The sequence below is a fragment of the Bacteroides cellulolyticus genome (genome assembly GCF_025567135.1).
Classification (GTDB): Bacteria; Bacteroidota; Bacteroidia; order Bacteroidales; family Bacteroidaceae; genus Phocaeicola; species Phocaeicola cellulolyticus.
Genome location: NZ_JAOQJJ010000015.1, coordinates 40,088 through 61,099, shown reverse-complemented (window position 1 = coordinate 61,099; position 21,012 = coordinate 40,088). Strand labels below are relative to the sequence as shown.

General features: G+C 40.3%; 23 protein-coding genes. 17 read left to right on the top strand and 6 right to left on the bottom strand.

Annotated features, from left to right (window positions below; all coding sequences use genetic code 11):
• Positions 1-121: 121 nt before the first annotated feature.
• From OCV82_RS12215 to OCV82_RS12200, 4 genes are read right to left on the bottom strand one after another with little or no spacing between them, the layout of a single operon-like run.
• On the bottom strand, positions 122-703 hold the full coding sequence (locus OCV82_RS12215) for a Maf-like protein (RefSeq protein WP_154044650.1): 582 nt from the start codon (positions 701-703) through the stop codon (positions 122-124).
• 21 nt (positions 704-724) lie between these two features.
• Positions 725-1,243 carry a KdsC family phosphatase gene (locus tag OCV82_RS12210; RefSeq protein ID WP_154044649.1) on the bottom strand — a complete coding sequence of 173 codons (519 nt, stop codon included), beginning with the start codon at positions 1,241-1,243 and terminating at the stop codon, positions 725-727.
• Positions 1,240-2,046 (bottom strand): Rossmann-like and DUF2520 domain-containing protein, encoded by an 807-nt coding sequence (locus OCV82_RS12205; protein ID WP_262543635.1) that lies wholly within the window; start codon positions 2,044-2,046, stop codon positions 1,240-1,242. The genes OCV82_RS12210 and OCV82_RS12205 overlap by 4 nt, the downstream gene beginning before the upstream one ends.
• Positions 2,043-2,579 carry a nitroreductase family protein gene (locus OCV82_RS12200; protein ID WP_154044648.1) on the bottom strand — a complete coding sequence of 179 codons (537 nt, stop codon included), beginning with the start codon at positions 2,577-2,579 and terminating at the stop codon, positions 2,043-2,045. Before OCV82_RS12200 ends, OCV82_RS12205 begins: the two co-directional genes overlap by 4 nt.
• An 80-nt stretch (positions 2,580-2,659) precedes the next feature.
• Between OCV82_RS12200 and OCV82_RS12195 the strand changes: the two genes are divergently transcribed.
• The 7 genes from OCV82_RS12195 to OCV82_RS12165 all read left to right on the top strand — a co-directional run bounded on the left by OCV82_RS12195 (position 2,660) and on the right by OCV82_RS12165 (position 8,919).
• Positions 2,660-3,625: a GNAT family N-acetyltransferase gene (locus OCV82_RS12195; protein WP_154044647.1), complete on the top strand. Its 966-nt coding sequence runs from the start codon at positions 2,660-2,662 to the stop codon at positions 3,623-3,625.
• A gap of 169 nt (positions 3,626-3,794) precedes the next feature.
• Positions 3,795-4,199: a methylmalonyl-CoA epimerase gene (gene mce / locus OCV82_RS12190; RefSeq protein ID WP_154044646.1), complete on the top strand. Its 405-nt coding sequence runs from the start codon at positions 3,795-3,797 to the stop codon at positions 4,197-4,199.
• A 149-nt stretch (positions 4,200-4,348) separates the two neighbouring features.
• Entirely contained in the window at positions 4,349-5,902 is a 1,554-nt protein-coding gene (locus OCV82_RS12185) for an acyl-CoA carboxylase subunit beta (protein ID WP_154044645.1), read from the top strand.
• A gap of 22 nt (positions 5,903-5,924) precedes the next feature.
• On the top strand, positions 5,925-6,854 hold the full coding sequence (locus OCV82_RS12180) for an OadG family transporter subunit (RefSeq protein ID WP_154044659.1): 930 nt from the start codon (positions 5,925-5,927) through the stop codon (positions 6,852-6,854).
• A gap of 20 nt (positions 6,855-6,874) precedes the next feature.
• On the top strand, positions 6,875-7,303 hold the full coding sequence (locus OCV82_RS12175) for a biotin/lipoyl-containing protein (RefSeq protein ID WP_154044644.1): 429 nt from the start codon (positions 6,875-6,877) through the stop codon (positions 7,301-7,303).
• A gap of 1 nt (position 7,304) precedes the next feature.
• Complete coding sequence (locus OCV82_RS12170) at positions 7,305-8,465, top strand: sodium ion-translocating decarboxylase subunit beta (protein ID WP_154044643.1); 1,161 nt, start codon at positions 7,305-7,307, stop codon at positions 8,463-8,465.
• A 202-nt stretch (positions 8,466-8,667) separates the two neighbouring features.
• Entirely contained in the window at positions 8,668-8,919 is a 252-nt protein-coding gene (locus OCV82_RS12165) for a cyclomaltodextrinase C-terminal domain-containing protein (RefSeq protein ID WP_154044642.1), read from the top strand.
• Between the two features lie 64 nt (positions 8,920-8,983).
• Here OCV82_RS12165 and OCV82_RS12160 read toward each other — a convergent pair whose 3' ends face one another.
• The gene (locus tag OCV82_RS12160; protein ID WP_154044641.1) at positions 8,984-9,814 is read right to left on the bottom strand and encodes an alpha/beta hydrolase; all 831 of its coding nucleotides are present in this window, start codon (positions 9,812-9,814) and stop codon (positions 8,984-8,986) included.
• Positions 9,815-9,930: 116 nt separating this feature from the next.
• Between OCV82_RS12160 and OCV82_RS12155 the strand changes: the two genes are divergently transcribed.
• From OCV82_RS12155 to fmt, 7 genes are all read left to right on the top strand, one after another.
• Positions 9,931-11,112 carry an MFS transporter gene (locus OCV82_RS12155; protein ID WP_154044640.1) on the top strand — a complete coding sequence of 394 codons (1,182 nt, stop codon included), beginning with the start codon at positions 9,931-9,933 and terminating at the stop codon, positions 11,110-11,112.
• A gap of 170 nt (positions 11,113-11,282) precedes the next feature.
• Positions 11,283-11,918, top strand: coding sequence for a hypothetical protein (locus tag OCV82_RS12150; protein ID WP_154044639.1), 636 nt, complete (start codon positions 11,283-11,285; stop codon positions 11,916-11,918).
• A gap of 162 nt (positions 11,919-12,080) precedes the next feature.
• The gene (gene trmB, locus OCV82_RS12145) at positions 12,081-12,839 is read left to right on the top strand and encodes a tRNA (guanosine(46)-N7)-methyltransferase TrmB (RefSeq protein ID WP_154044638.1); all 759 of its coding nucleotides are present in this window, start codon (positions 12,081-12,083) and stop codon (positions 12,837-12,839) included.
• Positions 12,840-12,917: 78 nt separating this feature from the next.
• Positions 12,918-14,018, top strand: a complete 1,101-nt coding sequence (locus OCV82_RS12140) for an Mrp/NBP35 family ATP-binding protein (protein ID WP_154044637.1) — start codon at positions 12,918-12,920, stop codon at positions 14,016-14,018.
• Positions 14,019-14,034: 16 nt separating this feature from the next.
• The gene (locus OCV82_RS12135; RefSeq protein ID WP_154044658.1) at positions 14,035-14,598 is read left to right on the top strand and encodes an L-threonylcarbamoyladenylate synthase; all 564 of its coding nucleotides are present in this window, start codon (positions 14,035-14,037) and stop codon (positions 14,596-14,598) included.
• A 21-nt stretch (positions 14,599-14,619) separates the two neighbouring features.
• Positions 14,620-16,416 (top strand): chloride channel protein, encoded by a 1,797-nt coding sequence (locus OCV82_RS12130; protein ID WP_154044636.1) that lies wholly within the window; start codon positions 14,620-14,622, stop codon positions 16,414-16,416.
• A gap of 10 nt (positions 16,417-16,426) precedes the next feature.
• On the top strand, positions 16,427-17,398 hold the full coding sequence (gene fmt, locus OCV82_RS12125; protein WP_154044635.1) for a methionyl-tRNA formyltransferase: 972 nt from the start codon (positions 16,427-16,429) through the stop codon (positions 17,396-17,398).
• Here fmt and OCV82_RS12120 read toward each other — a convergent pair.
• Entirely contained in the window at positions 17,312-18,094 is a 783-nt protein-coding gene (locus tag OCV82_RS12120) for a NigD1/NigD2 family lipoprotein (RefSeq protein WP_154044634.1), read from the bottom strand. The genes fmt and OCV82_RS12120 overlap by 87 nt on opposite strands.
• A gap of 155 nt (positions 18,095-18,249) precedes the next feature.
• Between OCV82_RS12120 and OCV82_RS12115 the strand changes: the two genes are divergently transcribed.
• The 3 genes from OCV82_RS12115 (at position 18,250) to rpe (ending at position 20,956) form a co-directional block, all read left to right on the top strand.
• Positions 18,250-18,795, top strand: coding sequence for an RNA polymerase sigma factor (locus OCV82_RS12115; RefSeq protein ID WP_154044633.1), 546 nt, complete (start codon positions 18,250-18,252; stop codon positions 18,793-18,795).
• Positions 18,792-20,108 carry an outer membrane beta-barrel protein gene (locus OCV82_RS12110; RefSeq protein ID WP_154044632.1) on the top strand — a complete coding sequence of 439 codons (1,317 nt, stop codon included), beginning with the start codon at positions 18,792-18,794 and terminating at the stop codon, positions 20,106-20,108. Before OCV82_RS12115 ends, OCV82_RS12110 begins: the two co-directional genes overlap by 4 nt.
• 194 nt (positions 20,109-20,302) lie before the next feature.
• The gene (gene rpe / locus OCV82_RS12105) at positions 20,303-20,956 is read left to right on the top strand and encodes a ribulose-phosphate 3-epimerase (protein WP_154044631.1); all 654 of its coding nucleotides are present in this window, start codon (positions 20,303-20,305) and stop codon (positions 20,954-20,956) included.
• Positions 20,957-21,012: the final 56 nt, after the last annotated feature.

The following is a 21,012-nucleotide window of genomic DNA, read 5'->3' as shown; positions in this document are numbered from 1 at the left end:
CAATCTTCTTGTCTATTTTATAGAGTCTTTATTTAAAGATAAGAAAGAATAATTCCAATTATATATGTGGTTTACTGGAAACGTATAAGTAAGTTTTGAATTAGTACTTCTTTATTTTTTATCAAATTTCCTTCAACTCCCTATAAAGCCTCTGCACCGGCAGACCCATAACATTGAAATAAGACCCATGTATGCCTGACACACCGATGAAGCCAATCCATTCCTGTATGCCGTATGCTCCTGCCTTGTCGTAAGGCTTGTAATTGTCTATATAGAAGTCTATTTCTTCGTCTGTCAGTGTGTCGAAAGTAACATCTGATACTGAACAGAAGCTTTTCTGAAATTCTCGTGTGGTGATGCTTACTCCTGTCATTACCTGATGGGTGTGTCCGGACAGGATTTTCAACATTCTTACTGCATCTTCCCTGTCTTTGGGTTTTCCAAGTACTTCACCATTGGCATAGACTATTGTGTCTGCTGTTATCACAAGATCGTTTTCTGCCATGAACGGGCGGTAGGCGGCAGCTTTTATGCGTGATATGAATTCAGGTATTTCACTTCCTTTCAGATGTGGAGGATAACTTTCGTCAACACCTTTTATCAGTTTGACTTCGTAATTGATGCCCAAACCGGAGAGGAGTTCGCGGCGGCGTGGCGAGTTTGATGCCAGGATTATATTGTATTTCTTTAGATTGTCTAACATACGTTTTTGAGTTTTTGAATTTTACCATCCGAATGCTTCTTCATGTGACATCCATTTTCCTTGTGCGCGCAGTACTTGCTCTATCACGTCACGGCCGCAGCCTTGACCTCCGGCACGATGGGAAATGTATTTGCATATGGCTTTTATGTCTGGTGCGGCGTCTGCGGGGCAGCAAGGGAGACCTACGAGGCGGAGTACTTCATAGTCGGGTATGTCGTCGCCCATATAAAGTACTTCTTCCGGTTTGAGGTTGTATTTTTTTATCAGTTCGTTGTACTCCTTTGTCTTTACGGAAGCTCCCATGCATACGTCTTTCACTCCGAGTCCTTCAAATCTTAATCTGACGGCTTCGGTGTGTCCGCCGGTGATTATTGCTATATGTAATCCGCATTTTACGGCGAACTGTATGGCATATCCGTCTTTGATATTTATCATGCGCATAGGTTCTCCGTTGGGATGGAGAGGTACGGTATCGCCACTTAAAACTCCGTCAACATCGAAGAACAGTGCCTTGATTTTTGTGAGATCGTAGTCTATCATATTTTGTTCGTATTATAATTGTGTATGCTTTTGCTGATAAGTTTGTATAGCTCTGCTATGTCTGGTTCATCTTTAAGCATCTCAAGATGGCTGTCCATGATGTTGCGGTCGTCTCTTTGGGCGGGGCCTGTCTGGGCTGATACCGGAGATAAATGGTGTACCTTTTCGGCTGTCTCGTCTATCAATGGCAGCATAGCGCTGAATGGCAGACCGTGGGATGAAAGAAGATGTTCGCAGATGGAATACATATGGTTGCTGAAATTACATGCGAAAACAGCTGATATGTGCAGGTATTTTCTTTGTTCGGATGAGGCTTCGAATACATGGCTGCTCAACAGTGAGGCTATCTTGATGAGTAAATCTGTGTCTTCTTTACTGTTTGCCTCTACAAAGAAGTGTATATTATTAAAATCTACTTTTCTCTGCTTGCTGAATGTCTGCATTGGATATAGCACGCCATATCTGGCTGTAAGTCCTTTCCAAATATTGATGGAAACGCTTCCGGCAGTATGTACAAACAAGGCATTGGGATTGCATTTCACTAGCTGTGGAAGTATTGTTTCGAGTACAGAGTCTTTGAGTGATACTATGTAGATGTCTGCATCACTGTCTGTCGATGTTATATCTGTAGTGTAGGGGCAACCTATACTTTCTGCCAGTTCTTTGGCTGATTCCTGAGTCCTGCTGTAAATCATTTTTATATGGCATCCGGCTTCGTGGAATGCTTTTCCAAGATGTGTAGCTACGTTGCCGGCTCCAATCATTACTATTGAAGGATGTTTTTCTGAATATTCCACTGTCATTTTCCTCCGTATTTGTTGATGTGTATTTTCTCCCATTGCAGATGCGACTCGTCGAAAGGTTTTCTTTCCATTCCTTTATGTCCGATGGCGATGATTGATAGAGCCTGTAGCTGTAGTGGCAGATCCAATACTTCGTGTACGTATTCGTTTGATGGAATGCCGCTTGCCGTAAATCTTTCGCGCAACTGTACCCAGCAACTTCCAAGTCCGAGGTCTTCTGCCTGCAGCTGTATCATGATGGATGCTATTGATGCGTCTTCAATCCATACATCGCTCGCCATGGGATCGGCTGTTACGACTATTGCCAATGCCGCATCTTTTATGAACGATGAGCTTGCTTCCTTGCAGTATGAAAGTTTTTCAAGTATTTCCTTGTCGTCAACTACGATGAACTGCCAGCAGTTGGTTCGTTTGGATGTTGGCGACATGAGTGCTGCTTTGAGCAGTGTGACTACTTCTTCCTGAGTGAGTTCCTGTGGAGTGAATTTGCGCATACTGCGCCTTGATTTTATGAGGTCGCTGAAATTTTTCATATGTGAAAATTTAAAATGATAGTCACAAATATATGATTTTCGTTTTAAAGGCTGAAACTTTTTATGTAAATTTGCGATATATGGCAATACGTTTGGTTACATATGAACACTCTGAAACGTTGCCTCAGCTTCCTGGGAAGAACGTCTTTCATTCGGTAGGCCTGTTTAGGATTCTTGAACGGACATCCGGATATACTCCTTTTATGCTTGTGGCCTTTGATGGGGACAGACCTATAGGTAAATTATTATGTGTAATCAGAAAGTCTTGGTTTATAAGGGAGTGTGTTATATATGATACTGGTGAGTATTTTGATACGGATATTAAGCATGACATGATTTTCGATGAACTTCTTTCGTACTTTACATCCCGGAACAAGGATAATTTCTTTCTGATAGAGTTCAGAAACTTGACAGAACCGCTTTTCGGATACCGTTATTTCAGGAAGAACGGATATTTTCCTATAAAACGTTTGAGGGTGATTAATTCCATTCATCACACAACTTTGGATAAGTGGATGGGGGCTTCAAGAAAACGACAGATACAGCAGGCTTTGAAAAACGGTGCTGTGATGGGAGTAGCAGAAAACAAACAGCAGGTTCAAGGACTTTTCAGAATGCTGAAGAACTATTATTCTTCGAAAGTGTTCAAATATTTTCCCGGAGTGGATTTCTTTACGTCTTTACTGGAACTTGGTGAGGAATGCGGAGAGATGGGAAAAATATTTACAGTCTCATATAATGGTAAGATTATTGGAGGCTCGTGTTGTCTGTTCTCTGACGATACGGCATTTCTGCTGTTTTCCGGTGGAATGCGCAAGAGTTATCCTTCGCTATATCCAGGTGTGTTGGCTGTATGGAATGCTATGCTGTATTCAAGGGAGAAGGGGTATAGTCATTTTGAGTTTATTGATGCCGGACTTCCTTTTAAAAAATACGGATACCGTGATTTTATATTGAGGTTTGGAGGCAAGCAATTGAGTACCCGCCGGTGGTACAGACTGAAATGGAAATGGCTGAATAGGATAATGGAAAAGATATATGTTTGATATAACAGTCGATTGCAAAGTTAAGTTTCCAAAATCAAAGTTCAGACGTTATAAAAAAGTAATAAGGATAAATATTTACTGAAAAAGTTTCGTATTTTAATCCAAATTTCTTTCCTTTGTCTTATAGAATTTATCAACTTTAATTTAATATCAAAAAAACAACATCATTATGAAAATATCTCATATTGAACATTTGGGCATTGCTGTAAACAGTATCGAAGAAGCCCTGCCATACTATGAAAATGTATTGGGATTGAAATGTTATAACATCGAAACAGTAGAAGACCAGAAAGTTAGAACTGCATTCCTGAAATGTGGTGAAACAAAAATAGAACTTCTTGAACCGACAGGTCCTGAAAGTACAATAGCTAAATTTATTGAGAATAGAGGAATGGGTGTACATCATGTGGCTTTTGCCGTTGAAGATGGTGTAGCTAATGCTTTGGCTGATGCCGAAGGTAAAGGAATCCGCCTTATAGATAAGGCTCCACGTAAGGGAGCGGAAAACCTTAATATCGCTTTTCTTCATCCGAAATCAACAATGGGGGTTTTGACAGAACTTTGTGAAAAATAAAATACTGGTTGAGGCGATGGTTGGAATAACTGTTTTATAGATATATTTGAAGAGTCTGTTTGCATATTATTATGTAAGCCGACTCTTCACTTATTTTATGCAGCCTCGTCCGGTAAATGTTATTATAAACTTTAAAAATACTTATAACTATGAGTAATCAATTGGAAAAAGTGAAAGAGCTAATTGAACTGCGTGCTCAGGCCCGTCTGGGAGGTGGTGAAAAGGCTATTGAAAAACAGCATGCTAAAGGTAAATATACAGCACGTGAACGTATCTCTATGTTGCTTGACGAAGGTAGCTTCGAAGAACTGGATATGTTCGTAAAACACCGTTGTACAAACTTCGGAATGGACAAGAAACATTATCTTGGTGACGGTGTCGTTACAGGTTACGGTACTATAGAGGGGCGATTGGTATATGTATTTGCACAGGATTTCACTGTGTCTGCAGGTTCATTGTCTGAAACAATGTCACAGAAAATATGTAAGGTGATGGATATGGCCATGAAGATGGGTGCTCCATGTATCGGACTGAATGACTCAGGTGGAGCGCGTATTCAGGAAGGCATAAACGCTTTGGCAGGATATGCCGAAATTTTCCAGCGCAATATCCTTGCTTCGGGTGTCATTCCTCAGATTTCCGGTATTTTCGGTCCTTGTGCCGGCGGTGCTGTTTATTCTCCTGCTTTGACTGACTTTACTCTTATGATGGAAGGTACATCTTATATGTTCCTTACAGGTCCTAAGGTAGTCAAGACAGTGACAGGTGAGGATGTGTCACAGGAAGACCTTGGTGGTGCTAGCGTACACTCAACACGTTCCGGAGTTACTCATTTCACTGCTTCTACAGAAGAAGAAGGTCTGGCATTGATCCGTAAACTTTTGAGCTATATTCCACAGAATAACCTTGAAGAGGCTCCATATGTAGATTGTACAGACCCAATTGACCGTCTGGAAGATTCTCTTAACGAGATTATCCCTGACAGCGCGAACAAGGCTTACGATATGTACGAAGTTATCGGTGCTATTGTAGATAATGGTGAGTTCCTTGAAGTTCAGAGAGATTTTGCAAAGAATATCATTATCGGTTTTGCACGTTTCAACGGACAGTCTGTAGGTATTGTTGCCAATCAGCCTAAGTTCCTTGCAGGTGTGCTTGACTGCAATGCGTCACGTAAGGGAGCACGTTTCGTTCGTTTCTGCGACGCTTTCAATATTCCTATTGTTTCGCTTGTTGACGTTCCTGGATTCTTGCCGGGTACAGGTCAGGAATATAATGCAGTTATCCTTCACGGAGCTAAATTGCTTTATGCATACGGTGAGGCTACAGTACCTAAAGTTACTATTACTCTTCGTAAGTCATATGGTGGTTCGCACATCGTGATGAGCTGTAAGCAGTTGCGCGGTGATATGAACTATGCATGGCCTACTGCAGAAATTGCAGTTATGGGTGGTGCCGGTGCTGTAGAAGTGCTTTACGCTAAAGAAGCCAAGGAAGCTGAAGATCCTAAGGCATTCATGGCTGAAAAAGAAGCGGAATATACTAAACTGTTCGCTAATCCTTATAATGCGGCTAAATATGGTTATATCGATGACGTGATTGAGCCTCGTAATACCCGTTTCCGCATTATACGTGCATTGCAGCAGTTGCAGACCAAGAAACTTACTAATCCGTCGAAGAAACACGGTAATATTCCTTTGTAATAAATTAAAATCTGAAAATATGATGAGAAAACTTAATATCGGAATGTTCCTTTCTTTGATGCTGTTGGTGGCTTTTTCGTCCTGCAAGGAACAAAAGCCTAACAATAAGGTAGTCATCAATGAAGTGCTTGTCGATAATCAGAGTAACTTCCAGGATGATTACGGATTGCACAGCGGATGGATAGAAATATTCAACAAATCGTATAGCAGCGCCGATTTGGCAGGATGCTTGCTCCGTGTAAGCTCACAGCCGGGTGATACTGCCACTTATTTTATTCCAAAAGGTGATGTGTTGACTCTTTTGAAACCTCGCCAACACACATTGTTTTGGGCGGACGGTGCACCGCGTCGTGGTACTTTCCACACAAATTTTGTTTTGAGCAAAACAAACGAGAATTGGATTGGACTTTATGATTCTGGCAAGAAACTTCTTGATCAGGTTGTTGTTCCGGCAGGTGTACTTAAAGAAAACTATTCTTATGCCCGTGTGAGCGATGGCTTGAACGAATGGGAAGTGAAGGATGACAGTGCCGAGAAATATGTTACACCTAGCACAAACAACAAGACAATAGAAAGTAATCCTAAAATGGATAAGTTCGAACAGCACGATCCTGTTGGTGTGGGTATGGCGATTTCGGCTATGGCAGTCGTATTTATAGGTCTGATTCTGCTTTATATTTGCTTTAAGTTTGTCGGTAAGGCTGCAATTGCTTTGCGTAAGCGTAACGCTATGAAAGCACAGAATGTGACAGACCATAAGGAAGCTAAGGAAATGAAACTAGGTGAAGCTCCAGGAGAAGTTATTGCCGCGATATCTATGGCATTGCACGAAGCTCAGGGTGCTGATCACGATGTGGAAGAAACTATCCTTACAATAAGCCGCGTAAAACGCAGTTACTCGCCATGGAGTTCTAAGATTTATACTTTGCGTGAAACTCCGAACAAGAAATAACTTTGATAAAATTTAATCGTATGAAAGAATATAAATATAAGATAAACGGTAACTTATATAAGGTTACTGTTGGAGATATACAAGACAACAATGTAAAGGTAGAAGTTAATGGAACTTCATATACCGTAGAACTGGAAAAATCAGCAACACCTAAAATCAAGCCGGTAGTTCGTACAGCAGCTACTACTCCTGCCGCTCCGCCACCTGCAGTGTCTCGTCCTGTTGTAGCTGGAAGCAAATCAGGAATCAAATCTCCTCTGCCAGGAGTAATTCTTGATATAAAGGTAAAGGAAGGCGATATTGTCAAACGTGGTCAGACTTTGCTCGTTCTTGAAGCAATGAAGATGGAAAACGATATCAAGTCCGACCGTGACGGTAAAGTTACTTCTATCAAAGTAAGCAAAGGTGAATCTATTCTTGAAGGTACTGACCTTATAATTATTGAATAATATGGGAGAATTTGTTAGTTTTTTGCAGAATAACCTGGCGGATTTCTGGACATATACCGGTTTCTTCAATGCTACTCCACAGCATTTGATAATGATTCTTGTCGGTATATTCTTCATTTATCTGGCAGTGGCAAAGGAATTTGAACCTATGTTGCTGATTCCTATCGGTTTCGGTATTCTTGTCGGTAATATTCCTTTCAATATGGAAGCCGGCCTAATGGTAGGTCTTTATGAGGAAGGCTCAGTACTTAACATTTTATATCAGGGTGTAACGTCGGGATGGTATCCGCCTCTTATATTCTTGGGTATCGGTGCCATGACGGACTTCTCAGCCTTGATATCAAATCCTAAACTGATGCTTATCGGTGCGGCTGCACAGTTTGGTATTTTCGGAGCGTACATGCTTGCACTTGAATTCGGTTTCGACCCTATGCAGGCAGCAGCTATAGGTATTATTGGTGGTGCGGATGGTCCTACAGCCATATTCCTTTCATCCAAGCTAGCCCCTAACCTGATGGGTGCGATTGCGGTGTCGGCATATTCATACATGGCTCTTGTTCCTGTGATTCAGCCGCCTATCATGCGTCTGCTCACAACAAAGAAGGAACGTCTTATCCGTATGAAAGCTCCTCGTGCAGTTTCGCATACAGAAAAGGTAATGTTCCCTATAGTAGGTCTGTTGCTTACATGTTTTCTTGTACCTTCAGGTCTTCCATTGTTGGGAATGTTGTTCTTCGGTAACCTGTTGAAGGAAAGTGGAGTTACACGTCGTCTTGCAGAGACAGCACGTGGTCCGTTGATTGATACTATAACTATCCTGTTGGGACTTACAGTTGGTGCATCTACTCAGGCTTCTGAGTTCCTGACTCGTGATTCAATCTTTATTTTTGCACTTGGTGCTTTGTCATTTATCATAGCAACAGCTTCAGGTGTATTGTTCGTCAAGTTCTTCAATTTGTTCCTGAAGAAAGACAATAAGATTAATCCGCTTATCGGTAATGCCGGAGTATCGGCCGTACCTGATTCAGCGCGTATATCTCAGATTGTAGGTTTGGAATATGATCCAAGCAACTATTTGTTGATGCATGCAATGGGTCCTAACGTAGCAGGTGTTATCGGATCGGCTGTAGCTGCCGGTATCTTGCTCGGATTCCTGATCTAAAACGTATGTAATCAACGGTTTAAAATAAAAACAGGCAGACTGCTTTATGTGTGGTTTGCCTGTTTTTTATGTTTGTAAAGATTATAATTAATTGATATATATCAAAAAGTTGTTTGATTAAGTATTTTTTAGCAGGACAGTTTTTAACCGAATTGTAATATTGAAATATCTTTGCGCCCGAATTAAACTAAACAACTAAATTATGACAACAAAAAGAACTGTAAAGTATCATGTTCCTCAGCAGGGACTTTATGTTTATGCACGTACAGAGGAAGGTAGAACAGAACTTATTGTTTTAAACAGCACAGACAACGAGCAGATCCTAATGAATAACCATTTTAAAGGACTTGTGAATGAAAGTGTTATGGGGAGAGAAATTGCCAGCGGAAAGACAATTGATTTGACTGAGAATATTGTTATTCCGGCTCGCAAATCAGTTATCATAGAATGCTGATAACAAAAGAGCTTATAGAAAAAGCGATGGACAATTTAGTGATTTTAGTCCATCGCTTTTTTTATCATTTTGATTTGTATCCTTTAAAGAATTTACTGAAATAAAGCCATTGGTATTCTATTGAATTGCTCCAATATTTGCCGTCGTGAGCACCTGGACGTGTGATATAATCGTGGTTTATTCCGCGTTTCAATAATTCCGCGTGTAGATTATTGTTTACTTCAAAGAAAAAATCACTTGTTCCGCAATCGAAAATTATTGCAAGGTCACCATTGTTGATTTTATCCAATTGTGTGATAACAGTATGGTTGTCCCAAACTTCCTTGTTTGTGTCGCGTTCTCCCAATTGCTTTTTCATTTCCCAGTTGCTTGGAAAAGGTCGTATGTCAACGCCGCCACTTGTTGCTCCTCCTCCTCCGAATATGTCTTTATGCCTTATTGATAGCCATAGTCCTCCATGACCTCCCATGCTTAATCCGGTAATTGCTCTTCCATTCCTGTTTTTCACTGTACAGTAATTAGAGTCAATATAATTCACCAGTTCTTTCGATACAAAAGTCTCGAACTGGCTGTCCTGATTGGTGGGGCTATCCCAGTACCAGCTGTTTTCACCGTCCGGACAAACTACTATTATTCCATCCTTGTCTGCCATGTCAGGAAGCTCAGGCTTTATGTTTATCCATGTACTGGCATTTCCGCTATATCCATGCAGCAGATACAGTGTCGGACATTCCTGATGGTTGATAGCTTTGTCGGGTACTATTACAACTACTTCGATTTCCTTATTCATTTTTTCACTTTTTACACTCAAAGTGTCAATTCGTGCTGCATACGACTGTATAGGTGCTATAAATGCAGCCAGTATTATCAGGCGTTTAAAGATTTTGTTTATCATAAATATTAATATTTTTTCTTTGTAAAGTTAACACTACTTTTTCTATAAATGCGTTTGATTATATTTTTTCTGTTGTTATGTGTATTTGATGATTTATTTTTGTATAAGTTTGCAGCATGAAAAAGAAACTGATAGAGAATGAAGGTATTCCTGGCTATCTGCTATTGATATTGGCGATAATTTCAGGATTGGCTGTGGCTAATTTATATTATAACCAGCCGTTGTTAAACGACATTTGTCGTGATTTGAAGGTTAGTGAGTTTACTGCAAATCTTATCCCTATGGTGACTCAAATAGGATATGCCTGCGGTTTGTTGTTTATAATTCCATTGGGCGATTTATATAACAGGCGCAATATAATTGTGGTGAATTTTTCGTTACTTTCTCTTTCTATGGTGTCAATTGCCTTTTCAGAAAATATTGGGCTTGTCTTGGCTTCGTCTTTAATTACTGGTATCTGTTCTGTAATGCCTCAGATATTCATACCGATAGCGTCACAGTTCTCGAAACCGGAACATAAATCGAAGAATGTAGGCGTATTGGTGAGCGGACTTCTTACTGGAATCCTAGGTTCAAGAGTCATAAGCGGCATTGTAGGAGAGTATTGGGGATGGCGTACCATGTATTACATTGCTGCAGTAATAATGTTCGTTTGTATCTTTGTGGTTGTTAGGGTTATTCCTGATATGACAGTCAATTACAAAGGAACATATAAAGATTTGATGCAGTCATTGATGAAAATTTTCAGGCAGCGTCCTGATATAAGGCTTTCTTCCTTACGTGCGGGATTGTGTTTCGGAAGTTTCCTTTGTCTGTGGGCTTGTCTGGCTTTCAAATTAAGCGGTGCACCTTTGTATGCAGGCAATAATGTGATTGGTATGATGGGACTGTGTGGTGTTGCAGGAGCATTGACGGCATCTCTTGTTGGACGTTATGTTCGTATATTGGGAGTTAAAAGACTTAATTATATCGGATGTATAATAATTATTGTGGCGTGGGGGATAATGTATTTCTTGCAGAACACCTACACCGGATTTATAGTCGGAATAATGCTCATGGATGTAGGTATGCAGTGCGTACAATTGAGTAACCAGACCTATGTTCTGACTTCTGTTCCCAATGCTTCAAACAGGGTTAATACCATATTTATGACAACCTACTTTGTAGGCGGTGCTTTAGGTACATTCCTGGCAGGATCATTCTGGCACTACATGCAATGGACCGGTGTTGTTATGGTTGGCATTTCATTGACAATTGTCTCGCTTCTTATAACCCGTTTTGCAAAGGTTTTGCAATAGAATAGTTTTGTATTTACTTTGATTTATAAATATACATAGGCTTTCGCTGTTCTAAATGTTATTTTAACGCTGAATAATTTATCTTTTTTATTAAATAAAAAGATATCAGTTGGAAAATGTAAATTAAAATCTTATATTTGTAATCAAAGTATTATTTAAACTAATTTATTATGGAAGCACAGAAGAAGATTTCGGTGATGAATGTTCTCTCAGAGGGAATTTCATTGGGTATGAAGAACTCGGTATCATTGTTGGTGGCAACGGTTTTGTGGATAGTTACTATATGGATACCATATTTAAATGTGGGTACTACCATTGCCATGACTACTATTCCTATTGAATTGAGTAAAGGCAAAGTGATATCTCCGGTATTTATTTTTGACAGTAAGTATCGTAAATTTATGGGAGAGTATTTCACCCTGTTAGGCTTGATGGCTATGGCTATCATTCCAGCTTTCTTCTTCATGGTTATTCCGGCTATTGTAATTTCTATAGGATGGTCTTTGGCTATATACATATTGTTGGATAAGGGAGTGGCTCCCGGCGAGGCTATGGTTCAGAGTAATAAGGCAACATATGGATATAAGTGGACTATTTTTGGTGTGCAATTTGTTTTAGGTCTGATATATGGTATATTATCAGCTATATTTGGCCTTATACCAATATTGGGAGTTTTGCTGATGTTGTGTTTGGTTATTGCATATGTAATTATATCAATGGGATGTACCGCTGTAATCTATCGTAACCTGGTAGTTGAAGAATCTCCTGCAGAACCACAGGCAGAAGATACTCAGGTTCAGGAATAACAGTTATATATTAGATAATTAAAAACGATAAGGCAGATGACTGTTTTTCAGTTGTCTGCCTTTATTGTGTTTTTATTAGGCTTTAGAATTTTCCGGTTATCTGTTTTGTTGTCAAATCCGTTGAAAAGAATTACATTTGCATTGTAAAAGATTTTATTCAACATGGGAAAAGGTAAACTGGCTAAATTTGCAGATATGGCGGAATATCCGCATGTGTTCGAATATCCGTATTCGGTGGTTGATGAAGTGAACTTTGAAATGAAGGGCAACTGGAACCGTGATTTCTTCAAAAATGATAATCCTATCGTTTTGGAATTGGGTTGTGGTAGAGGTGAATATACCGTAGGATTGGCAAGACGATATTCAGACAAGAATTTTATCGGGGTTGATATAAAGGGGGCACGTATGTGGACAGGAGCAACAGAGGCTCTTAACGAAGGATTGAAAAATGCGGCTTTCCTGCGTACCAATATAGAAATTATAGACCGTTTCTTTGCACCTGGCGAGGTTAGCGAAATATGGCTTACATTCTCCGATCCGCAGATGAAGAAGGCTACAAAGCGTCTCACATCTACTTATTTCATGGAAAGATACAGGAAATTCCTTGTTCCGGGTGGAATCGTACATCTTAAAACAGACAGTAACTTCATGTTTACATATACAAAATATATGATAGAGGCCAATAACTTGCCAGTGGAGTTTATCACAGACGATCTTTATCATTCGGGTATGGATGATGATATTCTAAGCATTCGTACTTATTACGAACAGCAGTGGCTTGACAGAGGTTTGAATATCAAGTATATCAAGTTCAGATTGCCTCAGGAAGGTGAACTGAAGGAACCGGACGTGGAAATAGAACTTGATGATTACAGAAGTTATAACCGCAGCAAAAGAAGTGGTCTGAAGACAAGCAAATAAGATTTTCTATAAATAAACTATATAGGCGTTTGAATGGTGCTTAAATACTGTTTAAACGATGTTTAAATAAAAAAATATATGACACTATATCCAAAATTAATTCTTGACGCGCTTTCAACAGTGCGTTATCCGGGAAACGGAAAAAATATTGTCGAGGCAGAAATGGTTGCCGACAATCTTCGAATTGACGGAATGAAGGTTAGCTTTTCTATTATTTTTGAAAAGCCTACAGATCCGTTTATGAAATCAGTAGTCAAATCGGCTGAAACAGCTATCCATACATACGTTTCGAAAGAAGTAGAAGTTACAATCACCACTGAAAGCAAGCAGGCGGCACGTCCTGAACCTGGTAAACTCCTTCCACAGGTGAAAAATGTTATTGCAGTGTCATCCGGTAAAGGTGGTGTAGGTAAGTCAACAGTAGCGGCAAACCTAGCTGTAGCTCTATCTAAATTGGGATACAAGGTTGGATTGCTTGATGCCGATATATTCGGTCCTTCCGTACCTAAGATGTTTCAGGTGGAAGACGCTCGTCCATATGCAGAAGAAGTTGGCGGACGTGATTTGATTGTACCGGTGGAAAAATACGGTATCGAACTTTTGTCTATAGGATTTTTCGTCAGTCCTGAGCAGGCCACACTTTGGCGTGGAGCTATGGCAAGCAATGCCTTGAAACAGCTTGTAGGCGATGCCAAATGGGGAGAACTTGACTATTTTGTTCTTGATACTCCTCCGGGAACCAGCGATATTCATCTCACTCTATTGCAGAACCTTGCAATAACAGGCGCGGTGATAGTAAGTACACCTCAGGAAGTTGCACTGGCTGATGCGCGTAAGGGTATAAATATGTATCAGAATGACAAGGTAAATGTCCCTATTCTTGGTCTGGTGGAAAATATGGCCTGGTTTACTCCTGCCGAACTTCCTGAAAACAAGTACTATCTGTTCGGAAAGGAAGGAACAAAGAGACTTGCAGAAGAACTGAATGTTCCTTTGTTGGGACAGATTCCTATCGTACAGAGCATTTGCGAAGGTGGAGACAACGGTACTCCTGTAGCTCTCAATGAGGATTCTATAACAGGCCAGGCATTTATAGAACTTGCCAAGAATGTGGTGGAGCAGACAGAAAAGCGTAATGCGGAAATGGCTCCGACACAGATAGTTCAGACACATAAATAATTATATTGGGCTTATGATGAACGATGAAATTAAAAAGGCATGCGACGTCATGTACAAAGGTGGAGTTATTCTATATCCTACAGATACAGTGTGGGGTATAGGTTGCGACGCCACAAATGAAGAAGCGGTAAAGAAGGTTTTCGAAATTAAACGCAGGGCAGACAGCAAAGCTATGCTGGTGCTTGTAGATAGTCCTGTAAAAGTGGAATCTTATGTAAGCGATGTTCCTAGTGTAGCATGGGATCTTATAGATATGACTACAAAACCGCTTACTATAATTTACGACGGAGCCAGAAATCTGGCACCTAATCTTATTGCAGAAGACGGAAGTGTGGGTATAAGGGTTACATCAGAGGAATTTTCAAAACAGCTGTGTTTCAGATTCAAGAAAGCTATTGTTTCTACATCTGCGAATATAAGCGGTCAGCCTGCACCAGCTGTGTTCAGTGAAATAAGCGAGGAAATAAAGAATGCGGTTGACTACATCGTAGATTACAGAAGAGATGAGACCGGTCCTGCAAAACCTTCAAGTATAATAAAGCTCGGAAAGGGTGGTACTGTAAAAGTTATCAGAGAATAGTTGATATAAATTTGCTGGAGAATGAAGACTAAGGAAAAATTTTCTTTTTTGCAGAGTTTTCTAAAGTGGAGAGAAAAGCATATCACCGATAAGCAGTTCATACTCATACTTAGTTTCCTGGTAGGTATCTTTACTGCTCTGGCTGCTTTTGTCCTGAAATTCCTTGTAGAGTATATAAAGGAATTCCTTACTGAAAACTTTGATACAACAGGTGCCAACTGGCTGTATCTGGTCTATCCGGTAGCCGGAATTTTCATAACCGGACTGTTCATCAGATATATTGTTCGCGATGATATCAGTCATGGTGTGACTAAGATTTTGTATGCCATTTCGCGTCGTCAGAGTAGGATAAAGGGACATAATGTATGGTCGTCCGTATGTGCGTCAGCAATAACCATCGGTTGTGGTGGATCTGTCGGTGCCGAGGCGCCTATAGTCCTTACCGGTTCTGCCATAGGTTCTAACCTTGGAAGCATGTTCCGTATGGATCATAAGACTCTTATGTTGCTTTTAGGTTGTGGTGCCGCAGGTGCTGTGTCAGGAATATTCAAGGCACCTATAGCCGGATTGGTGTTTACGCTTGAAGTTCTTATGTTCGACCTGACAATGGCTTCTTTGTTGCCATTGCTGATTTCAAGTGTTACGGCGGCATGTATGTCTTATCTGCTCACAGGAACAGAGGCTATGTTCCAGTTTACACTTGATTATCCTTTTGCCCTTGAGCGTATTCCTTATGCTATAGCCTTGGGAGTGTTCTGCGGCTTGATAGCATGGTATTTCACACGTTCCATGAACTGGATAGAGAATATTTTCAGACGATTTTCAAGTCCTTACTCCAAGTTTGTGCTTGGCGGTATAATGCTTAGTGTGCTGATATTCCTTTTCCCGCCTCTGTACGGTGAAGGTTATGACACTATTTCCCTTCTTCTTAACGGAACGTCGAGCGCCGAATGGGATACGGTGATGAATAATTCATTGTTCTATGGACATAGTAGTCTTTTAGTGGTATATCTGTTGCTTATCATCCTGTTCAAGGTATTTGCTTCAAGTGCGACCAATGGTGGTGGAGGATGCGGTGGTATATTTGCACCAAGTCTGTTCCTGGGATGTATAGCCGGATTTGTATTTTCGCATTTATGCAATGAATTCAATATAGGAAGTACGTATATTCCTGAGAAAAACTTTGCTCTTATGGGTATGGCTGGACTTATGTCCGGGGTTATGCATGCGCCGCTTACCGGTGTATTCCTTATTGCCGAACTTACCGGAGGATACGGATTGTTCCTTCCGCTTATGATAGTTTCGGTTTTTGCATACCTCACCATTAAGGTGTTCGAGCCACACAGTATCTATTCCATGCGTCTGGCAAAGAAAGGTGAACTTATCACACACCACAAGGACAAGGCTGTGCTTACAATGATGAATATAGAGAGCATAATGGAAACAGATTTCCTTACCGTAAAACCTGAAATGGATTTGGGACAGATGGTGAAGGTTATCTCAAAATCCAGCAGAAACATGTTCCCTGTGATAGATGCCAATGACGAGCTCATAGGAATAGTCAATCTTGACGACATAAGGAATATAATGTTCCGTCAGGAGTTGTATCACAGATATACTGTGGAAAGTTTTATGACTGTTCCGAAGGCCAAACTTGTCACTACGGATTCCATGGAAGAGGTGATGGAGAAATTCGATTCTACAAAGGCCTGGAATCTTCCGGTAGTTGATGAGGATAATAAATATAAAGGATTTGTTTCTAAGTCGAAGATGCTTAACACTTACCGTCAGGTGCTTGTTGACTTCTCGGCAGAATAAACTTATGATTATGGAAAAGAAAGATTTGCGTATAGTATATATGGGTACTCCAGAGTTTGCGGTTGAAAGCTTGCGCAGACTTGTGGAAGGTGGATATAACGTTGTGGCTGTGATTACTATGCCTGACAAACCAATGGGACGTCATGGCAGTGTCCTTCAGCCTAGTCCGGTAAAGCAGTATGCGGTGTCGCAGGGATTGAAGGTGTTACAACCTGAGAAGCTTAAAGATGAGGCTTTCGTAGAGGAACTTCGTTCGTTGAAGGCCGATTTGCAGATTGTCGTTGCTTTCAGAATGTTGCCTGAAGTGGTATGGAACATGCCTCCTATGGGAACATTCAATCTGCATGCATCATTGCTTCCTCAATACAGAGGAGCTGCTCCTATAAACTGGGCTGTGATAAACGGTGATACAGAAACCGGTATAACAACATTCTTCCTGAAACATGAGATAGACACCGGCGAGATTATAGACCAGGTAAGAGTGCCTATCGCCGATACAGACAATGTGGAAGTAGTCTATGACAAGCTGATGATGCTTGGAGGTGACTTGGTTTTGAAAACTGTTGATGCAATACTTGAAGGAAATGTGAAGACCACTCCTCAGGAAGAACTGGTAAAAGTTGAAGAATTGCGTCCGGCTCCTAAGATTTTCAAGGAAACATGCCGTATAGACTGGAATGCCGGAGTAAAGAAAGTGTATGACTTCGTAAGAGGATTGTCGCCATATCCGGCAGCATGGACGGAACTTCATCAGGGCGATTCAGCTCCGGTCATGCTGAAGATATTTGAGACAGAAAAGATTTTCTGCAATCATGAATATAAATCAGGAAGCATAGTTACAGACAATAAAACTTATCTGCATGTTGCTTCAACAGATGGATATGTCAATGTGTTGTCATTGCAGTTGGCCGGCAAAAAGAGAATGCCTGTTGCCGATTTCCTGCGTGGATTTCATGCTTCTGACAGCACTACCCTGATTTGATTCCTGTTTCTTTACTGTAATTTCCGATTTAGTGTTGTCTGAACTCATGTAAGATATTCTGAATCCTTTAAAATCAGTGTCATTGTATTCAGGAATACTTGATAATGTGTATGAAACAACTCCCCAGTAGAGTTTGTTTCCATAGTCGGAGTTTTTGTTATGTCTTAACTCCACATATACCAATCCTTCATCGTCTATCTTTGTTTCTTCTGTAAGAAGCAGACTGATACGGTGAGGGATTGTTTCATTATTGCCATTTATATTAAACTCAATATTCAAGTGCTCTTTGCTTATATAGGCACTTGTTATGTTTATTATATCTTCTCCGAAATTCTCTATAGGCTCGCTGTCCTGATTTCTTGTATCATTTGCCTTTTTGGTCAGCACCTTATAAAAATCGTATATAGTAACTTCTTTTCCTGAATCTTCTTTATTCTTTTCTTCAGCGTTAGGAAAGCTTAAACTGACAAGAACCCTTTGTCCTATGCTGTCAGCATCATACATCTTTATAATATCAGGGTTTTGCGGTAAGAGTTTTCCATAAGAGTCGGATTCTATTGACGGGGTCTCTATATCGGTGATTGTTCCCATTGTGGAATGCAGTTCCGGGTATTTCTCGTTGTCAAGGCATGATGACATATAAATACCAAAAGCGCAAAGTCCGATAATACTGATTATTTTATGTTTAAGTTTCATATTATGTGTGATTTACGATTCTTTGTCTTGAAAATGTGTCATAGTGTTGATTACTGCATATATTCATGTTAAAAAAAAAGAATAAAAAAAATTGTGTTACATAAAGCAGTAATTTTGCTATCACTACATTATATAATTAGAACAAAAAATCAAATATGACCGAAGAAGAATTAGCTTTAAAATGTGTGGATGCGGACCCGTATGCCAGAAAACGGCTTTATGAGGTTTATGGTGGTCAGCTATTGGCTATATGTCTTCGGTATATTGGCGACCGTGATACAGCCCAGGACGTTTTTCATGATGGCATGATTAGGATATATCAGTCTATAGGCCAGTTTAAGTTCTTTGGCGACGGTTCGTTAAAGGCTTGGCTTTCCAGGGTGATGGTGAATGAGGCGCTTGGCTATCTGAGAAAAAAAAATGTTCAGATGCAACAGGAAACCTTGGTGGAGCAATTGCCCGATACGCAGCTTGACGATGATGGTGATGTGAACAATATTCCGAACAAGGAATTAATGAGGATGATAAAGGAATTGCCGGACGGCTATAGAACGGTTTTCAATCTGTTCGTATTCGAAGAGAAAAGCCACAAGGAGATAGCTGCCATGCTTGGTATATCAGAACATACTTCGTCGTCGCAGTTTTATAGAGCAAAGACATTGTTAATGAAAAAAATTAATGAATACAGGAAGAGCTTATGAATGAAATGAAAGACAAATGGATAAATGATATTCGTAGCCGGATGGACAACTATTCGGAGCCTCTCCCTGCTGGCTTATGGGAGAAGATAGAATCTGAAATATCGACTCCGGCTCCAAAGGTTATACCGATGTGGAGAAAATGGACGTCTGTTGCCGCAGCTGCCGCTTTGGTATTGGCGATATCAAGTGTTTCGGTATGGTATTGGAGTACCGATTCCGAATTGAAAGAGGTAAATTCGGCATTGACAGATAATAATGAAATACGTCAGGAATATAAATCCGATAATGTCATCCAGGAGGTTCAGACTGTGGAGAGTAGTGACAAACAGTTACAAGCTGAGGCTGTAAATTATTCACCGAAAACCATTGTAAACTTGGCTTCAGGTAATAATGCCGATAGTCTGAACGTTGCCCGCATTGCTCTATCTGAAAATATACAGACTGTTGACACTGAAAGCACGGATTCAGAACTTAAAAAAGAAGCCGATACAGAGGATAAAGCTTCGGTAAAGGAGAACAGAATGAAAAGAATGAGGGAAGACCGTGAAACAGTGAGACGCAATGCTTCTTATCTGGCTATGTCGGATAGTAAACGCAGTAAAGGTGGCGGCGTTCAGCTTGGGGTGATGACAGGCAATATACCTTATTCTTCAAGTAACAGTTTCAGTGGTATGTCTCGTCTGGCTATACCTACAAAGTCTGTATCGCAGGTAAACGATGTTGTGGTAGGTGAGGTTTCTGATGCAACGGCTTCATACAGTCAGATGTTGTTCAATAACATGGGAAGACAGACATATACGGATATAAAACATCATATGCCGGTCACTGTAGGAGCATCAGTCAAATGGAATCTGAATGAGGATTGGGCGTTGGAGTCCGGACTTAATTATACTTACCTTTATTCTGAATTGCGCTCAGGGGCAAAATCATATATCGAAGATAAGCAAAAGCTTCATTATGTGGGTATCCCTTTGAAGGTGCAGCGTTCTGTATGGAGCAATAGCATTTTCTCTTTTTATGCTTCGGCAGGCGGTATGATGGAGAAGTGTGTTTCAGGTTCGGTAGAGACAGTTTGCGTGGATGATAATAACAGGAAAAGTTTCGGAAATGAGAAGCTGGATGTGAAACCGTTGCAATTCTCTGTTCTCGCATCGGTAGGTTTGCAGGCAAACTTCAATAAATTGTTGAGCCTGTATCTTGAACCGGGTATGATATATTATTTTGACGATAATACGGACATTATAACTATCCGCAAGGACAAGCCTTTCAACTTTAATCTTCAGTTGGGATTAAGGTTTAACCTGAACAAATAATAACTCTATATATCTTATTTGAACAACAAGTGAAAAGTAGTGAACAAGTACTGAACGCACAGACGTTCATGTCTTGTTCACTTATTTTTTGTGGTCTTGTGATGTCGCTAAACAATATTAGCCATGCCTCGTATTTTTTATTTCGGAAAAGAATTCATATCTTTGTTCTTATACTAATATATAATAGTTCTGAAATGAATAAAGTTTTGATTTCTCCATCTTTGCTGTCGGCCGATTTCGGTTGTCTGAAAGATGATTTGGACAAGATTAACCGCAGTGAGGCGGACTGGTTGCATATTGATATAATGGACGGAGTATTCGTTCCAAATATATCATTCGGCTTCCCTGTCCTGGAATACGTGTCCAGACTTTGCAACAAACCTCTTGACGTTCATCTTATGATTGTACAGCCCGAAAAGTTCATAAAAGAAGTAAAGGCCTTGGGTTCAATGATGATGAATGTACATTATGAAACTTGTCCGCACCTTCATCGTGTGATACAGATGATAAAAGACAATGGCATGAAAGCCGGTGTCACACTTAATCCTGCTACTCCGGTGTATGCACTGAGAGATATTATTGCCGATCTTGACATGGTTCTTCTTATGAGTGTAAATCCGGGTTTCGGAGGACAGAAATTTATTCCAAATACTCTGAATAAAGTCCGTCAGTTAAGAGAATTGATAAAAGAAACAGATTCAAAAGCATTGATAGAGGTGGATGGCGGTGTAAATTTGGAGACAGGTAAACAGCTGGTCGATGCCGGTGCTGATGTGCTTGTGGCAGGAAATGCCATTTTCAAGGCTCCGGACATGATAGACATGATTCATAAAATGAAAAACCTATAATTGCTCAGATTGGAGAGAAATTCCTATTTGGTTAACTATCCCTTATTCCGGTTGGC

Coding starts and splice junctions, on each gene's coding strand:
- OCV82_RS12180 (WP_154044659.1), top strand. CDS start 5,925: ATGAGAAAACTTAATATCGGAATGTTCCTTTCTTTGATGCTGTTGGTG.
- OCV82_RS12170 (WP_154044643.1), top strand. CDS start 7,305: ATGGGAGAATTTGTTAGTTTTTTGCAGAATAACCTGGCGGATTTCTGG.
- OCV82_RS12205 (WP_262543635.1), bottom strand. CDS start 2,046: ATGACAGTGGAATATTCAGAAAAACATCCTTCAATAGTAATGATTGGA.
- OCV82_RS12120 (WP_154044634.1), bottom strand. CDS start 18,094: ATGAAACTTAAACATAAAATAATCAGTATTATCGGACTTTGCGCTTTT.
- OCV82_RS12135 (WP_154044658.1), top strand. CDS start 14,035: ATGAACGATGAAATTAAAAAGGCATGCGACGTCATGTACAAAGGTGGA.
- mce (WP_154044646.1), top strand. CDS start 3,795: ATGAAAATATCTCATATTGAACATTTGGGCATTGCTGTAAACAGTATC.
- OCV82_RS12165 (WP_154044642.1), top strand. CDS start 8,668: ATGACAACAAAAAGAACTGTAAAGTATCATGTTCCTCAGCAGGGACTT.
- rpe (WP_154044631.1), top strand. CDS start 20,303: ATGAATAAAGTTTTGATTTCTCCATCTTTGCTGTCGGCCGATTTCGGT.
- OCV82_RS12140 (WP_154044637.1), top strand. CDS start 12,918: ATGACACTATATCCAAAATTAATTCTTGACGCGCTTTCAACAGTGCGT.
- fmt (WP_154044635.1), top strand. CDS start 16,427: ATGGAAAAGAAAGATTTGCGTATAGTATATATGGGTACTCCAGAGTTT.
- OCV82_RS12185 (WP_154044645.1), top strand. CDS start 4,349: ATGAGTAATCAATTGGAAAAAGTGAAAGAGCTAATTGAACTGCGTGCT.
- OCV82_RS12110 (WP_154044632.1), top strand. CDS start 18,792: ATGAATGAAATGAAAGACAAATGGATAAATGATATTCGTAGCCGGATG.
- OCV82_RS12150 (WP_154044639.1), top strand. CDS start 11,283: ATGGAAGCACAGAAGAAGATTTCGGTGATGAATGTTCTCTCAGAGGGA.
- OCV82_RS12200 (WP_154044648.1), bottom strand. CDS start 2,579: ATGAAAAATTTCAGCGACCTCATAAAATCAAGGCGCAGTATGCGCAAA.
- OCV82_RS12130 (WP_154044636.1), top strand. CDS start 14,620: ATGAAGACTAAGGAAAAATTTTCTTTTTTGCAGAGTTTTCTAAAGTGG.
- OCV82_RS12215 (WP_154044650.1), bottom strand. CDS start 703: ATGTTAGACAATCTAAAGAAATACAATATAATCCTGGCATCAAACTCG.
- OCV82_RS12155 (WP_154044640.1), top strand. CDS start 9,931: ATGAAAAAGAAACTGATAGAGAATGAAGGTATTCCTGGCTATCTGCTA.
- OCV82_RS12175 (WP_154044644.1), top strand. CDS start 6,875: ATGAAAGAATATAAATATAAGATAAACGGTAACTTATATAAGGTTACT.
- OCV82_RS12210 (WP_154044649.1), bottom strand. CDS start 1,243: ATGATAGACTACGATCTCACAAAAATCAAGGCACTGTTCTTCGATGTT.
- OCV82_RS12195 (WP_154044647.1), top strand. CDS start 2,660: ATGGCAATACGTTTGGTTACATATGAACACTCTGAAACGTTGCCTCAG.
- OCV82_RS12115 (WP_154044633.1), top strand. CDS start 18,250: ATGACCGAAGAAGAATTAGCTTTAAAATGTGTGGATGCGGACCCGTAT.
- trmB (WP_154044638.1), top strand. CDS start 12,081: ATGGGAAAAGGTAAACTGGCTAAATTTGCAGATATGGCGGAATATCCG.
- OCV82_RS12160 (WP_154044641.1), bottom strand. CDS start 9,814: ATGATAAACAAAATCTTTAAACGCCTGATAATACTGGCTGCATTTATA.